The sequence below is a fragment of the Paenibacillus puldeungensis genome, assembly GCF_042678945.1.
Lineage (GTDB): Bacteria > Bacillota > Bacilli > Paenibacillales > Paenibacillaceae > Fontibacillus > Fontibacillus puldeungensis.
The window spans coordinates 432,452-449,366 of the sequence record NZ_JBHTLM010000001.1; the positions used below are offsets into that span (position 1 = coordinate 432,452).

Consider the following 16,915-nt stretch of genomic DNA (forward strand, 5'->3'; position numbering starts at 1 on the left):
CTGGGGGCTTTCGGTTTCTTCTTGTGGTTTATAGCTTTAGTCAGGGTTACATCCGATAGCCGTTTATACGCTACTTGATGATGATCGTATGAACGGCGGTGCTTACAGCGCCGTCATCGTCCGTTACCGTCAGCGTAACGGTGTACGAACCGATATTATCGAAACGATGCTTCACTTTGGCGCCGGAATCGCTATCGCCATCACCGAAATCCCAGCGGTAGCTGACGATCGTTCCGTCTTGGTCAGAAGAACGTCTGGCGTCAAATTCGATATTCTTTTTCTTTTTGCCTTGGTTATCCGCTTTTATGATAGCTGTAGGGGCTACATTTTTATCACCCGGATCAGTTCCAGGATCTCCGCCCGGTGCGGTTACAAACAAGCGTCCTGGAGCTTCAAGCTCCGCCTTATTGCCAGCTTCATCTTGAACGGTGACAACGATCAACCCACCGTCAAGCACGAGGGAAGCAGGCGTCGGATAGGTTCCTTCATAGTGACCCGGAGCCGTTTCAGTCATTGGAATGCCATTTCCACGGCCTCCTGTCAAAGACAATGGTAATTCAATCCGGAATGCTGCTGTGAGTCCAGGCAGACTGTCAAAGGACACTTTGAGCTGCTCTCCTGCGGTTAATCGAACATCCTCGGCAGGAGTCAGGTTCGTAATTGCCGGAAGCTCCTGATCTACATAAACGGCGCGGGTTACCGTCGTTTCGTTGCCAGCTTCGTCCGTAGCGGTGACGGCGATGTGGTTCTCACCGGCACTCACAAGCAGACGATAAGCAAAGGAACCGCCACTTCCCAGTGTTACCTGCTGGCCGTTTACGGTTAGCGAGCGTAGGAACTCGTCGGAAGTAGTACCCGTTACGTTAACAACCTCGGAATTTGTACGGGTTCCGTCCACCGGTGTAATTACTTCCAGCGTAGGTGCCACGTTATCAAGCTTAACCGTGATCGGCAGAGAGCGATCGGATGCTTTGCCGTTAACGAGGATCTCAACGCTCAGTTCATTTACACCAGCATGAAGCTCGGTTGGAATGCTGAACTGTCCGTTCTGCACGGTGCCCGTCCCGGCCGCTTCCGTTCCATTGTAGAGCTTCACGGTAGCGTCATTTGCCGGTGATGTTCCTGTAACCGTGATATTCGTTTGATTCGTTACCGAGCCGGACTTCGGAGAAGTAATCACCGGGGCACCGACTGGATAACGCACTACGGCGCGAATCATGAAGTTGCCTTCTTCTTTAGCTGTCAGGCTCCAAACACCGCTGGCGCGTTGCCAGCTCCGAAGCGCATTTGTACCATTGGTATCAGTGGCCAGACCAGGTGCCGCTGTGCCAGCTTGAGTCTGAATGTAGACGATATAGAAATCGCCTTTAACTGTTACAGGCTCCGGCAATTCAACCGTCGTCCATTGATTGTTGCGAAGCGCTGTGCCATTGAACGGACCGGCTAGCTGGCGTCCTGGCGACCCATCTGGACCGGATGCATCAAATACGGCGTATTGGAAAGCAGTGCCACCTGGTACAGGCCATTCCGTGTTCCAGAACCGGAACGACGCGCCTGTTACTTGGGAAGCCTCGGACTCAGGCGTCATACGAACCGCCCAGGCATTGTTAGCAGCATTGAAGGAGAAAGCATTCTCCGGCGTGCCGTCATCGTATCCGATTTCACCCGGGAAACCGATGAACGGTTTAAGCTGAACCGGGGTTTCTGCTGTGCCATTCCCCGGAACGGTCACTGTCAGCGTTTTGCCGTAATAATCTTTGGCAGCCACGGACAAGGTGTATGTTCCTTCCAGCACCTCCAGCGTAAAGGAGCCGTCTGCACCGCTTTGTTTAGGAGCAATGGTGGCGTCCTCAACGACAGTGACGGTTGCTCCTGCAATGGGTTCACCGCTGCGTTCATCGGTGATGGTTCCGACAATTTGGCCTTTTGGAATTGCCTGTAAGTTAAAGTTAGCTTTTGTATTCACCTTGTCAGAAATAGTGACTGGAAGCGTCTGCGGATAATAGCCATAAGCTTCCGCTTTCAGCGTGAAGTTCCCAGCTGCATGGTTCAGGCTGTAGCGACCTGTAGCTGGATCGGTTTTTACGGAACGTCCCGTTTCGAGGACGGTAACGGTGGCGCTGGCCGGCAGACTGCTGACTCCGATATCATCGGTTTTTGCTGTCGTATCTACCGCTTCGTTAAATTCGCTTTTGCTCGTTTGGGTCAGCTTGAATGCAGGGCCTTGCTCGGCCGGTTTCGATTTGTTTACATCGATTTCGGTGATCATATTCTTGGTAACTGCCTTCTGCGGTGCACTTGCGTTCAGTACTTGAACATTATCGATGTACCAGCCCGCTTTAACCACGCTGCTATCGGAGGTTAAACGGAAACGAACCTGCACTTGCTTTCCGGCATAAGCATCCAGATTGTAATAAACAGGGCTCCATTGTTTGCCGTTTGTGCTATGCGAGAATTTCCCGAGCTCGGTCCAAGTAGCGCCGCCATCAGAGGTCAGTTCCACATATCCATAATCATAACCGCCTTCAATTTCAAACCATTGGTCGAAGGCCAGAGTGACGTTGTTTGCTGTCGCCAGATTGATGACCGGGGACACTAAAGAATAATTTGCGCTGCCCTCGTACGTACCATCGAGGTCCGTTCCCCACACATTCGTTCCGGAGACCGCATTGCTTGGACCTGGGGCTTTAGGAACTCCACGTTCCCATTCATCTTTTGTTCCGCTATGTGTCCAGCCGTTGTCGCTGTCACCTTCAAAGTCATCACTGAACAAGCTGGCAGGTCGCGAGATTGTAAGTGCGACTTCTCTGGATTTCGCGCTTTCGTTGCCGCTATAATCCGTAGCCGTTACTGCATAATGATACGTTGTATCGTTTTGCGTATTTGCATCCGTTAAGGTAGTTGCTGTAGTCGTTCCGATTGCTTCGTAACCCGATCCGGAAGTTGTGGAGCGATATACGGTATACTGCTTCACATCTTCATCGGCGGACGGAGACCAGGACAGAACCGCACTGCCGGCAAAGTTGACAGACCCGGTCAAATCTCCGGGAGCCGCCGGGGCAACCGCATCTGGAGCTTGCAGTGTGATATCGTCAAGGTACCAGCCAGCTTTTTGAACCGAATTGTCGCTAGTCAAATTGAATTGTACATACACGCGCTGGCCAGCAAATGGTCGCAAATCAATGTACTGCGTTTTCCAACCCTCACTCGTTCCTGTGAAGGTGGCATAAGGAGTAAAGGCGTATTGACTGCTTTCTGAGGCGATATACACTGTGCCTTTATCGACATTGTTTTCCAAGTCGTACCATTGTTTGAAGGAGAGCAAAGCTCCTTTCGGACTGTTGGTTAAATCAATCGGCGGTGCAAGCAAGAAGGAATTAGCCGCAGAGGAATAAGTGCCGGTAAGGTTGGTGGCGAACACCTTCTCGCCGGAATGGGCGCTTCCCGGTCCGCTAACCGGTTTGCCCCATGCCCAGGTATTGCCGGTGCCTCCAGTAGTGAAACCGGTGCTGTCCGTTTCAAAGTTTTGTGTGTAGCCAGGCTTTACTCCAGATGAAACCTCCAAGGAGTAAGGTTTGCTATCAAAGCCGTTGTTTCCAAAATCATTGACTCGAATGTAATATTCAAGCCCTGTGGTGCTTAACAGGAACGCAGGAACAGTAGCTTCATAGATACCGTCTTTGCTCGTGCCTGAAACCCGTTTTGTCGGTAAAAGTAGATAATGGCTGTTTCCTTTTTCACGAGCGTAAAACTCTACAGAAGTCACCGCAACGTCGTCGCTCACATGAGCGGTAAGCGTTACGTCAAAGCCTTCATAAACGAAAGCTGGGGAGGTATGCTCGAGTACGGGTTCTTGTAAATCTTCTCCGGCGGTAACTACTTTTCCTGAAACGGTGCCTAAGCCTTGAAGCACGGAGCTCACCGCATCAAAGGCATTGATGATGCCGTGGCCATAACCGTTGTTTGGCGAATTCGGATATTGCGAATCGGTACGCGGCGTAGCCGTGCTAGAAATAATGTCCTCTAATTGATCTACAGTCAAGGAGCTGTTGGCCTGCAGCAGTAGCGCCGCTAGTGCGGTTGTATGCGGGCCGGCCATCGAGGTGCCATTCCAACCGCCTTCATAGATCCCGCCTGGAACGGAGGAACGGATGTTCACACCGGGAGCGGAAACCTCCGGCTTGGTTTCGTTATACGGCGATGGACCGCGAAGAGAGAAATCAGCCAGGTTTCGGTTAATATCGGTCGCGCCTGTGGCATACGATTCGGGATAGTTGGCCGGATTGGCTACGGAGCCGGGACCTCCCGGATTATTCTCATCCACGTTGCCTGCCGAGAATTCAGGAAAAATCTGTGCGTCTCTCCAGGCTTGAACGACGGGGCGATACCATTCGTCAAGTCCTGGCCCCCCACCCCAGGAGTTGTTGACGACATCGGGAGCGAGCTCCGGATGGAGGTTCCCGTTTTTGTCAACCGGGGCCAGCAACCATTGACCGCCGTCCAAAATGATAGCATCGGTCGTGGACGGGTTGAAAATGCGAACTGCAATCCATTTTGCACCGGGCGCTACGCCGATTTGGTTCGAACCGTTTGGTTCTGAACCAACCATAGTTCCCATGGTGTGCGTACCGTGTCCATGGGTGTCGGCCGGCAGCGAAGCGTGGCTGTGCGGATCATACCAGCTTAATTCGGGGTTAACAACATTGCCCGAGGCATCAAACCCGCGCCATTTGGCTCGTAAAGCCGGATGTGTATATTCGACGCCTGTATCGAGATTGGCAACCACAATTCCCGTTCCGTCAATGCCTTTTGACCACACCTCAGGGGCATTGATTTGGGCAATGTTCCACTCGATGCTGTTTGGTTTGGTAACAGCAGGGGCTGAGCCGGCAGCATCTTTCGCTCCGGACTTGTCAGCGGCCGGCGGAGTACTCGGCGTGATCGCCGGGGCTGCAGTGGAGCCGGTCGAAGGAGTTACGGCAGGTTTTGCCGCAGAGCCTGCGGTAGGGGCTACAACGGCAGGGCCTGCCGCACGGGTTGCCGTACCCGATTTTGCTGTGCTTTTATCGATTTCTACCTTATGCAAAAACCGTTCTTCGTTCGGTAAAATTTTCTCTACCTCAGGAAGCAGTGCGATTTGGTCAAGCACCTCTTTCGTGCTTGTCACCGCCATGGCATTTACAATAAAGTAGCTTTTGTATTCTTTTACATCCCCTGATTTTTTCGCCTGCTGTAAGTATTGATCCAAGGAAGATTGCGAACTGGATGCCGTCTCGCGCAAGGCGCTAATGACAGAAGTTCGAGCGTTAAGCTTAGCGGCTGCCGGGGTCACTTTCTCTAGCTTAGCTTTTTGCAGCGAAGCTTTGGCTACAGAAGCCGTATTGGCTTGTTCCTTCATTTTGACGAGATAGGTCACATACTCATCCTGCTTGAACTGCTTCGTTAGCTTGGGATCAATTTTGGCTCCGGCGAGTTGAGGCGAACTTGATTTTAGGCTGATTTTGCCTGAAGAACCGGCGTTGTCGGCATAGGTCGCGGGGGCGAAGGTAAGCACAAGGAGGATCGACATACCGAGTGAGAAACGTTTGCGGAATCGACTAAGATTAATCAACTTTTCCACTCCCTTTACTGGGTTTGATGTTACCTTGAATACATCCTCTTGTGACACAACCCGAATCATTTAACGTTTAATCCGGGCCCTTTCAGGGGAACAAAGCCTTGCGTTATGCTTTTTGCAACCACCTCCTTTAAAGGGTATAGTAAACAGTGTGTAGTTTAGATTTATGTTAAGAGATGAACTGACATGGTGGCAGGGAGTTAGAATAAACATGCAATGGACTGGGTAGTGGATCCAAGATGGCATTCAACTTAACATTGAAAACAACCGGATGGCGATCGAGGTACATGTAGTAAAAGGTTACATGGAGTGAACCTTATTTTCTATAAATCATAAAATAAGGGAGAATATGGAGTTTATAGAATCAGTATATATTGTAAAATTATATTAACAAGTAGCAATTTATGAAAAATATACATTTATTCTCATAAAAATAGGCCATAAGGACCAATATTTTGTGTGTTTAATAAATATATGGTGTTAGCTATATTGACATTTGACCTATTTCATTTTACATTATCATCAAAATGATAAATGCGAATGAGGATTGTGGGAGAGTCCGCACGGCAGGTGTGGCACCGAAGGAGCAAAGGGTCGATTTTGCAAATCGACAGATGAATCTCTCAGGTACAAGGACCATGATCTGACGCCACTCTGGAGAGAGCGATTAGCCACCCAAGAGGTACATGTCCGGGTAGATTCAGGACATTAAACTTTCAGGTAACGGGGACAGAGAAAGGGGCAACATGCCTTTTCTCGTCCCTTTTTTGTGTCAGTTTAGATGAACCTTTGGCTGTAAGGTATGCTGAGGGTATTTTATTCACATAACGTATATTAGTAATGAACAACCGGGAGAGATGACGATGCGATTCAAAAATGTGTTTTCAATTATTGGACCAGCGATGATTGGACCTTCCAGCTCGCATACCGCTGGTGCGGTGCGGATCGGACGGTTTGCCAGACAGTTGCTCGCAGAGACGCCGACTAAAGCGCAAATATGCTTTTACGGTTCGTTTGCCGAGACGTATAAAGGGCATGGAACCGATTTGGCTGTCGTTGGAGGGATTTTGGATTATGCAACGGATGATGAAAGAATCCGCAATTCTTTGGAAATGGCAGAGGAGCTAGGGGTAGACGTTCATTTTTCAACAGGCGTTGTTGCTGGCGCGCATCCGAACACCGTGAAGATCACTCTATTTGCGGGTGAAAAGCGGGTAGAAGTGACGGGGGCGTCCATCGGTGGCGGAACGATCGTAATTCGAAGTATTGACGACTTTGAGGTAAAATGTTCGGGAGAATTGCCGACGCTCGTCATTTCTCACGCGGACCGGCAGGGCGTGCTGGCAGGGATTACCGCACTTTTTAGTCGGGAGAATGTCAATATAGGTTACATCATCACCGATCGAAAAGGGAGAACTGGGGAGGCGTTGACCGTCGTGGAGGCGGACATGGTCATTCCGGAGTCGTTAGTTGGAGCGGTCAGCTCGCTGGCTCATGTAAGCCGGGTTGTCATGATTAATCTCACCTGATTTACAGGTTAAGGTACAGAAATACGGCTAAGTTTTTGGTTTGACATTGATGAAAGGAGCGAATCCAGATGCGGTTTCGCAATTTACAAGAGCTAATCGACTTGTGCGACAAGGAGTCCAAGACGATCTCGCAAATCATGCTGCAGGATCAAGCGGAGGAAACGGGTCAATCGATTAATGAGATCATGGCCGCGATGACAGAATATTATCAAATCATGAAGACGGCGGTACACAAAGGCCTGACCGAAAATATCACGTCGACCAGCGGATTAACAGGGGGCGATGCGAAAAAGGTGGAGGAATACCGCCGGAACGCGGAGCCGTCGGTGGGCGATATCGCCTGTCAGGCTATGGCGTACGCCCTGTCGGTATCTGAGGTAAACGCCTCGATGGGGCGGATCGTCGCCACGCCGACCGCAGGCTCCTGCGGCATCATCCCGGGCGCTTTCGTCAGCGCCCAAGAGCGCTTTGGTTGGGACGATGAGCATATGGTTCACGGCTTATTCTGCGCCGGAGCCATCGGTTATGTGATTGCCAACAATTCCTTCATTTCCGGAGCAGAAGGCGGCTGCCAGGCGGAAGTTGGCTCGGCGATCGGCATGGCTGCCGGAGCGATGGTGGAGCTGCGCGAGGGAACGCCGGAACAAGCGGTTCATGCGGTTGGGCTGGCGCTCAAAAATACGCTTGGTCTTATCTGCGATCCGGTTGGCGGCTTGGTCGAAATTCCCTGCATCGTACGCAACGGGTTCGGGGCAGTGAATGCGCTCGCTGCCGCCGACATGGCGCTGGCCGGCGTGCGGAGTGCTATTCCGTCCGACGAGGTCATCGACGTGATGCTTGAGGTAGGCTCCGCCATGCCAAGCCGGCATCGGGAGACTGCACAGGGCGGACTGGCTCAAACGCCGACCGGCCGTAAAATCATGAAAGAGCTGAGAGAGCGGAAAAAGTAAACCTTATAATAATTTAGACACTCTAATTGCTCTATCAGATGGCCCTCTTTTTTTCAAAAGAGGGCCAATTTTTTTAACCTCCTAGAATGTATAATTTCTATAATCGTCAATCGTCGAAGTTACTAATTGCATTTTGTACAGCTAAACATGGGCATACCCGGAGTCTGCAGCATTTAGGTGCAGAAAGTGCAGCTAAAAGAAGCAAAATAACCCCCTCAAGCCGAATTGACCCGTTTTAGCTGTAGGTAATGCAGTTAAAAAACCAAAGTCCGGAATTTTCCCGGAAATAGCTGTACGAAATACATTTAGTTTGTAGATGTTATAAGATCCAAAGTAACGAATCTATTACTCTATCAAAGCCTAATTAGGTATAATGATTCCGATTGAGCAGTTGCTTGGAAGGAAGGTCGGCATACATGACAACTATTCTTATTGTCGAAGACGATATCAGTTTGAATAAAGGAATTGCCCTGACTCTGGCCCAGGACGGGATTACGATTGAGCAGGTCTATGACCTGGCCTCAGCCGAGAATAGATTCAATGCAGGAGGCATCGATTTGGTTGTCCTTGACATCAATTTACCGGATGGGAGCGGCCTTGATTTTTGCGAAAAGATACGGAGGGTGTCCAGAGTCCCTGTTATTTTTTTGACGGCCAATGATTTGGAATCGGATATTGTCATGGGGTTTGAGCTTGGGGGAGACGACTATATTACTAAACCGTTCAGTTTAATGGTGCTGCGGTCCCGGGTGATGGCCGTGCTGCGCCGGAGCGATCCTTCCCATGAAGACAAGCTGACGATTGGCTCGATGACATTTGACTTTGGCAAGATGGAATTTCGCAAGCAGGGACAAAGCATCAATTTGAGCAAAACCGAACAGAAGCTGCTCAAGATGCTGGTGAGCAACCGGGGGCAAATTTTGACGAGAGAGCAGCTCATTAATGCGGTGTGGGTGAATGAGGCCGATTTTGTGGAGGAGAACGCATTAACCGTGACTGTAAAAAGACTGCGTGCCAAGATTGAAGATGATCCGTCAGCACCAAATTATATCAAAACCGTTTACGGCTTGGGTTATATTTGGGCCGAGGAAGGGCCTTGCCAATGAGAAAAGACGGCAATCTTAGCTATAATCGATTTCTCGTCATTAATGCGGCTATATTCTTCGTGCTAGTTGTCGTATATTCCGGGATTATGCTGTATATGACCGCCTATGATAGTAAAGCTGCGTGGATTTCCTTCGCGTTTATCGTCGTATCAGGATTGCTCGGCGGAGCTATGTTTTGGATGCTGAAGCGAAAGATCGGACACATGATCGAGACGGTGGACCATATAGTCGATGGGGCGATTAGCGGGGAGCAGCGACTTACGGGGTATACGGAGACAAACATTTCATCTCTCGAGAATAAGGTGATTCGGTACATCAATCTGGCTAAAACACGTGAAACGAGCATGGGGGCCGAAAAAAGCAAAATCAAGGCGCTGATTTCAGATATCTCCCATCAAACGAAAACGCCGCTTTCCAATATCATTTTGTACAGTGGACTGCTTGAGGAAGGTCCGCTTCAGAACGAGGAAGCCCGTCAATATGCTGCGCAGATCAAAGCGCAATCTGTAAAGCTAGATTGGCTAATTCAATCGCTGATCAAAATGTCTCGCTTGGAAACGGGCGTAATTTCGACCCATGCCGTCAAGCTGCCGATCATTCGCACCATTACGGGAGCACTGTCCCAAGTTTACAGCAAGGCGGAGCGGAAAGGGATCGATATTAGCATTTCATGTGAGGAAAGTCTTCAGGCGAATCATGATCCGAAGTGGACCGGAGAGGCGCTGGTGAATCTGCTGGAGAACGCTGTGAAGTACAGTGAAACCGGAGGTAGGATTCGAATTGCGGCTCAGGCGGGTGAAATATTCATACGTATCGATATTGCCGATACTGGCATCGGGATCGACGAAAGCGAATGGAACGATATTTTTAAGCGTTTCTACCGGAGCAAGCAGGCGGCAAAGTATGATGGCGTTGGCATAGGGCTGTATTTGACCCGGGAAATCATTACCGCTCAAGGGGGATACATTAAAGTTTCCTCCAAGATAGGAGAAGGATCGGTGTTTTCCGTGTTTTTGCCAGCAATTTAAGGAATGTGTCAGAAGTGTTATTATTCGGACACCGGGATGTCAGATTGGTTTGCTACATTAGGTCTGTACAAGAGGTACAGACTTTTTATTTTTTGGGAGGTGGGCTTCATGCCGATCCTGCAAATCGAGAATTTGAAGAAATATTATGGGCGAGACGAAGCTGTTGTTAAGGCGCTGGATGGGGTTTCCCTAAATGTGGAGCAGGGTGAATTCGTTGCGATAGTCGGGACGAGCGGGAGTGGAAAAAGCACCCTGCTACATATGCTGGGCGGGCTCGATCGGGCGACGGAAGGCAAGGTGTATGTGGACGGAAATGATATTTTCAGCATGAATGATGAAAAGCTGACGATTTTTCGCCGCAGATCGGTCGGTTTCGTATTTCAAAGCTACAATCTGATCCCGATTCTTAATGTTTATGAAAATATCGTGCTCCCCATCGAGCTGGACGGAGCCGAGGTGGACAAGCCGTACGTTGACCAGGTCATTGGAGCGCTAGGGCTTACAGATAAGGTCGATTCCTTGCCCTCCAATCTGTCTGGGGGCCAGCAGCAGCGGGTGGCGATCGCCAGAGCGCTTGCGACCAAGCCTTCAATAGTGCTTGCGGATGAACCTACTGGAAACTTGGACAGCAAGACGAGCCAGGAAGTGATGATCCTGATGAAGCAAATGAGCGAAAAATTCAATCAGACCATCGTGATGATTACCCACAATGAAGAAATTGCGCAAACGGCCGACAGGGTTATCCGGATTGAGGACGGCAAAATTGTGAGCCGCTCGGGTGCTGCCGGAGGGAAATCGGAATGATATCCACGAATAATCGAAAACCGATTGCCCGGATCGCCAGCCGTAGCCTCAAAACGAACCGCGCGCGGAATCTTTTTATCATCTGTGCCATCATTTTGACAACCTTGCTCATCACTTCGGTGTTTACCACAGCCTTCAGCATTAATGATTCGATGCAGCGGGCCAAGATGAAGACGGCCGGGAGCGATTTTCATGGCAGCTTCAAATATTTAACGCCGGAGGAATTGAACAAATTAAAACAGCACCCGTCGATCAAGGAATATGGTACATCGACTTTAGTCGGGCGCGCGCTCAATGCCGCTTTCCGTGATACTCCGGTTGAAGTTGACTCGATTGATGAAAGCTCAGCTAAACATAGCTTTGTCAAGTTCTTGGAGGGCGGCCTTCCTACTCAGGAGAACGGAATTGCTATGAGCACATGGGAGCTGGATGCGTTGGGCGTTCCCCACAAATTAGGGGCAAAGGTTAAGCTTGAACTTGATATGGATGTTCAGAAGATATCCAAGGAATTTGAGTTAACCGGGTTTTTCGAGGCGGATGAGCATGTAGCCATGTCCGGTTTGGCATTCTTATCGAAGTCTTTTACACAGCAAAATCTTTCGGATGTAGATCCCGTCCAGTCGAGAAATAAAGGGAGCTATGTCAATACGACAAGACTAGATGTGATGTTTAACAATTCCTGGGGCATCGAGAAAAAGGTTCAAAAGATACTGGCCGACACCGGGCTAAAAGTCCCTTACGGAGTGAACTGGGCTTATACCAGTGTAGCCCTTTCGGACGATATGACGAATGTGATTCCCTTTGCGGTTCTGATCGTGATCATTATGCTGAGCGGATATCTGCTGATTTATAATATTTTCCATATTTCGGTCGTTCGGGATATCAGGTTTTATGGTCTGCTCAAAACGATGGGCACCACCCCGCGGCAACTGAAGCGGATTATTTCGATGCAGGCCAATCGGCTCTATTTAATCGCTTTGCCGTTTGGACTTGCCTTAGGTTACGGGGTTGGCTGCTGGATGATTCCAATGATGTCGAGCTTCTCGGGTGGAGAAACAGAAACGAGCTACTCAATCAATCCGCTCATTTTTATAGGTGCTGCGCTGTTTTCCTATCTCACGGTACGGATCGCTGCGAGCAAGCCCGGCAGAGCGGCTGCCCGAATTTCACCGGTGGAGGCGGTCAAATTTTCGGGGATTGGCAGGCACTCAGGCAGAAGAACAAAGCGGTCCACTCATGGGGCCAAGCTGTCCAGAATGTCCCTTGGAAATCTGCTGCGCTACAAGAAGAAGCTTGTCCTGATGCTAGCCTCATTATCGCTCAGCATTATTTTATTCAGCGTCATTTATACCGTGATTTCATCGTTTAGTGTGAACAAATATTTGAATGCGTTCATTTCAGGAGACTTTGTTGTCAAGGAATCCGCAGGTAGCGGAATTGGCGGAGTTGCAGAGCCGAAAGACGGGCTTTCAGAGGACGTTTGCCGAAAACTTGCTTCGATTCAGGGCGTAAACGCGCTGGACAAGGTGTATTACATGGCGGATACCATGCCAATTACCAGCGAGATCAAGAAGATCCTGCAGCCTTTGGCTGCTGCGGAGGATCCAAACATGCCATATTACAGCCCTACGCTGAATAACGGTAAAGTGCAGCTTCAGCTTCACGGCATCGACCCTGGATGGTATGACGTGATCGAGAACAAGGATATCCTCCTCGGCTCCTTTGACCGGGCCAAATTTGAATCGGGGGATTACGTATTAGTCACGGAACCGACGCTCGAATCGGATCAAGAGGTGAGCTATTTTAAGCCAGGGGATCGGATCAAACTGGATGGAGTGAAAAAGAGCTATGAAGTGATGGCGGTACTGCAGTCGGATGCGCTTTATGCGGCGGGAACCCAAATTTACGACTCGGCCGGTTTCAAGGTGTTCTTCCCGGCCGCGGAGTTAAAAAGTTCGGCGGGAGATCCGCTGATCTTATCGGCGACACTCCATGTTGACCCGGGCAAGCTGAATCAGGTAAAGGACGAGGTACAATCGTTTATGGGTACGAATCGCGGTCTCGTCATGAAATCCCGCGAGGATTACAAACAGGAAATGAACGGATTCATCCGTATATTCAAAACGATTGGCTACGGACTTAGCTTTACGATCGCATTAATCGGCATTTTAAACTATATCAACACGTTCATTACCGGGGTCATCTCACGTCGGAACGAGTTTGCTATTCTGGAGAGCGTCGGTATGACCAAGAAGCAGCTTAGAAAGATGCTCATTTACGAAGGGTTTTACAGCATATTGTTCACCTGTGCCGTTGTGGGTACGGCTGGCATGGCAATCACCTATTTTGTAGCCAAAGGTATATCCGACAACGTCGCCTTCGCCGAGTTTCACATGAACGTACTGCCCATTGCGTCATTCATTCCGCTGCTGATGGCCGTTTCTTTGGCGGTCACCTTGGCTGCGTACAAATGGCTGTCTCGATCTACGATTGTAGAGAGACTACGGGAGATAGAGTGATATAGGTATATAGAATCGCTTCGATGAACCTAAATCATCCGTAATTTAGTTCGACAAGAAGGTGCATAGTCCGGTCTATTTCGGTATCATTCCCGAATTTTCTTAGGCTGGGCGCCAGTCGTTCGACCTATTCACAACCGTTTAGAATTGTGGTTTTCTGAATAATGGCGGTAAATAAACATGTTTACTCGCCATTATATATATTCAGGAGGCTTCAAATGAAAGGACAGGAAATAGGACGTATCGCCAAACAGAATTTACGAATCATGTTATCGTTTTGCTTGTTGGCCGGACTTATCGGGGCGACAGGATCGTTCGGCAGTCCCGGAGGGGTTAACTTGATAGGCGGAGGAAAGGTTGCTGCGGCAGCGGCCCAGAGCCAGGACGACATCCCCGTTTTTAAAGATATTCGCGGACATTGGGCCAAACCTGCCATTGAGTCCATGGTGAGTCAAGGGATATTGGACGGATACCCTGACGGAACGTTTCGGCCTAATGAACCGGTAAAGGTAGATCAGTTTGTTAAAATGCTCATTTTGTCGTACAGCGAGCAGCATCCAAATTTGGAACGGACTTGGCGGGCTTCCTTCCTAGGTTCGTTGACTGAAGAGAATCGAACGATTCTAAAGCAGGACTACCGCTATTTTGACTTTAAGCCGGCGATGACAGGGTACTGGGCAAAGCCGTATATCGATGTTGCAAGCGATTTGAACTTTTTGAATAAAAGCCGATACGACGATTTTCAAACCGATATGACTCGGGAAAATGTAGCTGAGGTCATCTATTACACGCTTCAGGAAACTGAGTTTTTGGAGGACGAGCAGTTTAGCCGTTCCGAGGCCGCGTCCTACGGGGATTTGACCAGCGCTAACGAACGCGAGCAGAAATTCATTGCCGAATCACTGATTAAAGGAATTATGGAGGGCTATCCAGACGGAAACTTTGGGGTGGGGCGTTACGTGACCCGCGCGGAGTCGCTCGTTATTCTGAATCGCCTAACGGATAAAACTCGGCGAATTCCGGTTCAACCACAAGCGGATAAGCTGCAGCGGAGAGTACCAACTGCCGGAGGCGGGCAGAAGATTGTCGCTTTTCCGGATAAAAAAATGTGGGATGCTTATGATATCCTGCTCAAGGCTGGTCAGCTTCGGGGCACCAATTATGACCTGTTTGATACAACGCTACGCCTTTTTAAGGATGAGAAGGAGAAAAAGGCGGTTCAGCAAAGCGGCAATTTGGGTGTAACCGGAGCTGGAACCCAAGCCGCTACTGAGGAAACGGCAATATGGCTGGATCCGACATATAACACCTACGGCATTACGGTGAGACTGCGGGAAGGGGTTATAGCCCGGAACAAGGAGTCTATCGAAATGTTTGCCAATCACTTGTTTACTTATGATGCGATTGCATTTAACCGTTGGTTTGCGGCGATCTGTACGGAAGTCGAGGCAGGAAGGCCGCTGGCCGACAAACAGGCGACGGTGGGCGATTACACCGTGAACGTGCTTGTGAATAATGCTGAGAAGACAGTTGTTTTCTCGATTGCTACAAAGAAATAATCTACAAAAACGCCGCTCTGCTTCCTTCAAAATTATAGGAAGCGGGCGGTATTTTGCTATGAGGCCCCGTTTGCACAAGGGAATAGGCCAAACCTCCCACTTCATAGGATAGTGGTAGCGTAATCCTTTGAAGGAGGGAACGAAATGCAGATTCATGTCGTACAGAGAAATCAAACGATATATTCCATAGCAGAAGCATACAGCATACCTGCTTCCGATATCGTAGAAGCGAATGAGATCCCAAATCCGAATCGTCTCGTCGTTGGACAAACCTTAGTAATACCGATTGTTGGAAGCTACTATTGGGTTCAGCCGGGAGATAGCCTGTGGTCGATTGCAAGGAAATTCAACATGAATTACCAGGAGCTGGCTCGGGTGAACTCAATTTCGGTAGGCCAAACATTGTCCGTGGGCTTTCGGTTGTACATTCCCCCTCGGCCAAGAACGAGAGCGGAGATTAATGCTTACGTGGAGCCCCGGGGAACGACGGTTGCCCCCGCTTTAGAGGAGAGCGCCAGGGAAGCGGCGCCGTATTTAACGTATTTAGCTCCATTCAGCTTTCAGGCTCAGCGGGACGGTTCGCTAAAGGAACCCCTGTTGAATCAGTTCCCGGCCATCGCCAGAAACAACCGCGTCGTGCTAATGATGGTCATTACGAATCAGGAGAACGACCAGTTTAGCAGTGAGCTTGGGAGGATTCTGCTCAACGATATTCCGGTACAAAACCGTTTTTTGGACAATATTGTAGCCACGGCAAAAAAATACGGGTTCCGGGATATCCATTTTGATTTTGAGCATCTAAGACCAGCCGATCGGGAGGCTTACAACACCTTTTTGCGAAAAGCGAAAGCCCGTTTTCAGCAGCAGGGCTGGCTCATGTCTACCGCGCTTGCCCCCAAGACCAGCGCTACGCAGCAGGGGGAGTGGTATGAAGCACACGATTATAAGGCCCAGGGTGAGATCGCCGATTTTGTCGTCATTATGACCTATGAGTGGGGATACAGCGGCGGCCCGGCGCAAGCCGTTTCTCCCATCGGTCCAGTGAGAAGGGTGATTGAATATGCGCTGACGGAAATGCCGGCCTCGAAAATTATGATGGGGCAAAATCTATACGGCTACGATTGGACGCTGCCGTTTGTACAGGGAACCGTAGCGAGGGCGGTGAGCCCGCAGCAGGCGATTCAAATCGCCGCGGATAACAACGTAGCCATCCAGTACAGCCAGAGAGCGCAAGCGCCATTTTTCCGCTACACAGATGGGGCTGGCCGGCAGCATGAGGTATGGTTTGAGGACGCCCGGTCCATCCAGGCGAAGTTTAACCTTATAAAAGAGCTGCGGCTGCGGGGCATAAGCTATTGGAAGCTTGGACTGAGCTTTCCGCAAAACTGGCTGCTTATTGAAAATAACTTTGATGTTGTGAAACGAGCCTAAGCAAAAGAATGAAATGGTGGTTTTCTTGTGAGGTTTGTTATAGAATGAAGTCATCTAAAATCATATTATAATATTAATTTCATCTATTAAAAATTTAAATGAATATGGATCTTCGGGGTTAGGTGAAATTCCTGACCGGCGGTGAGGTTTTCTGATTCCCACAACGGGAATTGGGAGGCTCAAGCCCGCGACTCGCCTTCTTACGGTAATGAAAGGAGGCGACTGACTTGGTGCGATTCCAAGGCCGACGGTTAAAGTCCGGATGGGAGAAGATCAATAGACAGGTTTGAGTGGAATAGTGTGTTCCATACAAACTTATTTGATCAGCCCCCGTAATCGTTGACGCTTGTCAATGACGGGGGTTTTCTACGT

General features: G+C 49.6%; 9 protein-coding genes and 2 riboswitches. Of the genes, 8 read left to right on the forward strand and 1 reads right to left on the reverse strand.

The window, feature by feature from the left end:
• Positions 1–70: 70 nt before the first annotated feature.
• On the reverse strand, positions 71–5,611 hold the full coding sequence (locus ACFQ3W_RS01855) for a S8 family serine peptidase (protein ID WP_379316028.1): 5,541 nt from the start codon (positions 5,609–5,611) through the stop codon (positions 71–73).
• Between the two features lie 546 nt (positions 5,612–6,157).
• A riboswitch (glycine riboswitch) is annotated at positions 6,158–6,266 on the forward strand.
• Positions 6,267–6,480: 214 nt separating this feature from the next.
• Here ACFQ3W_RS01855 and sdaAB point away from each other — a divergent pair.
• The 8 genes from sdaAB to ACFQ3W_RS01895 all read left to right on the forward strand — a co-directional run bounded on the left by sdaAB (position 6,481) and on the right by ACFQ3W_RS01895 (position 16,543).
• On the forward strand, positions 6,481–7,146 hold the full coding sequence (sdaAB, locus tag ACFQ3W_RS01860; RefSeq protein ID WP_379316030.1) for an L-serine ammonia-lyase, iron-sulfur-dependent subunit beta: 666 nt from the start codon (positions 6,481–6,483) through the stop codon (positions 7,144–7,146).
• Between the two features lie 68 nt (positions 7,147–7,214).
• Positions 7,215–8,096, forward strand: a complete 882-nt coding sequence (gene sdaAA, locus ACFQ3W_RS01865; RefSeq protein WP_379316032.1) for an L-serine ammonia-lyase, iron-sulfur-dependent, subunit alpha — start codon at positions 7,215–7,217, stop codon at positions 8,094–8,096.
• Between the two features lie 416 nt (positions 8,097–8,512).
• Positions 8,513–9,202, forward strand: coding sequence for a response regulator transcription factor (locus tag ACFQ3W_RS01870; RefSeq protein WP_379316034.1), 690 nt, complete (start codon positions 8,513–8,515; stop codon positions 9,200–9,202).
• Complete coding sequence (locus ACFQ3W_RS01875) at positions 9,199–10,230, forward strand: sensor histidine kinase (RefSeq protein WP_379316036.1); 1,032 nt, start codon at positions 9,199–9,201, stop codon at positions 10,228–10,230. The genes ACFQ3W_RS01870 and ACFQ3W_RS01875 overlap by 4 nt, the downstream gene beginning before the upstream one ends.
• A 108-nt stretch (positions 10,231–10,338) precedes the next feature.
• Positions 10,339–11,034 (forward strand): ABC transporter ATP-binding protein, encoded by a 696-nt coding sequence (locus tag ACFQ3W_RS01880; RefSeq protein ID WP_379316038.1) that lies wholly within the window; start codon positions 10,339–10,341, stop codon positions 11,032–11,034.
• Entirely contained in the window at positions 11,031–13,553 is a 2,523-nt protein-coding gene (locus ACFQ3W_RS01885; RefSeq protein WP_379316040.1) for an ABC transporter permease, read from the forward strand. Before ACFQ3W_RS01880 ends, ACFQ3W_RS01885 begins: the two co-directional genes overlap by 4 nt.
• A 218-nt stretch (positions 13,554–13,771) precedes the next feature.
• Complete coding sequence (locus tag ACFQ3W_RS01890) at positions 13,772–15,112, forward strand: S-layer homology domain-containing protein (protein WP_379316042.1); 1,341 nt, start codon at positions 13,772–13,774, stop codon at positions 15,110–15,112.
• Between the two features lie 144 nt (positions 15,113–15,256).
• Positions 15,257–16,543 (forward strand): LysM peptidoglycan-binding domain-containing protein, encoded by a 1,287-nt coding sequence (locus ACFQ3W_RS01895; protein WP_379316044.1) that lies wholly within the window; start codon positions 15,257–15,259, stop codon positions 16,541–16,543.
• A gap of 104 nt (positions 16,544–16,647) precedes the next feature.
• Positions 16,648–16,821, forward strand: a riboswitch (FMN riboswitch).
• Positions 16,822–16,915 lie beyond the last annotated feature (94 nt).

Excerpts from the sequence above, each read along its gene's own strand:
- ACFQ3W_RS01885 (WP_379316040.1), top strand. The coding sequence starts at position 11,031 with ATGATATCCACGAATAATCGAAAACCGATTGCCCGGATCGCCAGCCGT.
- ACFQ3W_RS01895 (WP_379316044.1), top strand. The coding sequence starts at position 15,257 with ATGCAGATTCATGTCGTACAGAGAAATCAAACGATATATTCCATAGCA.
- ACFQ3W_RS01875 (WP_379316036.1), top strand. The coding sequence starts at position 9,199 with ATGAGAAAAGACGGCAATCTTAGCTATAATCGATTTCTCGTCATTAAT.
- sdaAB (WP_379316030.1), top strand. The coding sequence starts at position 6,481 with ATGCGATTCAAAAATGTGTTTTCAATTATTGGACCAGCGATGATTGGA.
- ACFQ3W_RS01890 (WP_379316042.1), top strand. The coding sequence starts at position 13,772 with ATGAAAGGACAGGAAATAGGACGTATCGCCAAACAGAATTTACGAATC.
- ACFQ3W_RS01870 (WP_379316034.1), top strand. The coding sequence starts at position 8,513 with ATGACAACTATTCTTATTGTCGAAGACGATATCAGTTTGAATAAAGGA.
- sdaAA (WP_379316032.1), top strand. The coding sequence starts at position 7,215 with ATGCGGTTTCGCAATTTACAAGAGCTAATCGACTTGTGCGACAAGGAG.
- ACFQ3W_RS01880 (WP_379316038.1), top strand. The coding sequence starts at position 10,339 with ATGCCGATCCTGCAAATCGAGAATTTGAAGAAATATTATGGGCGAGAC.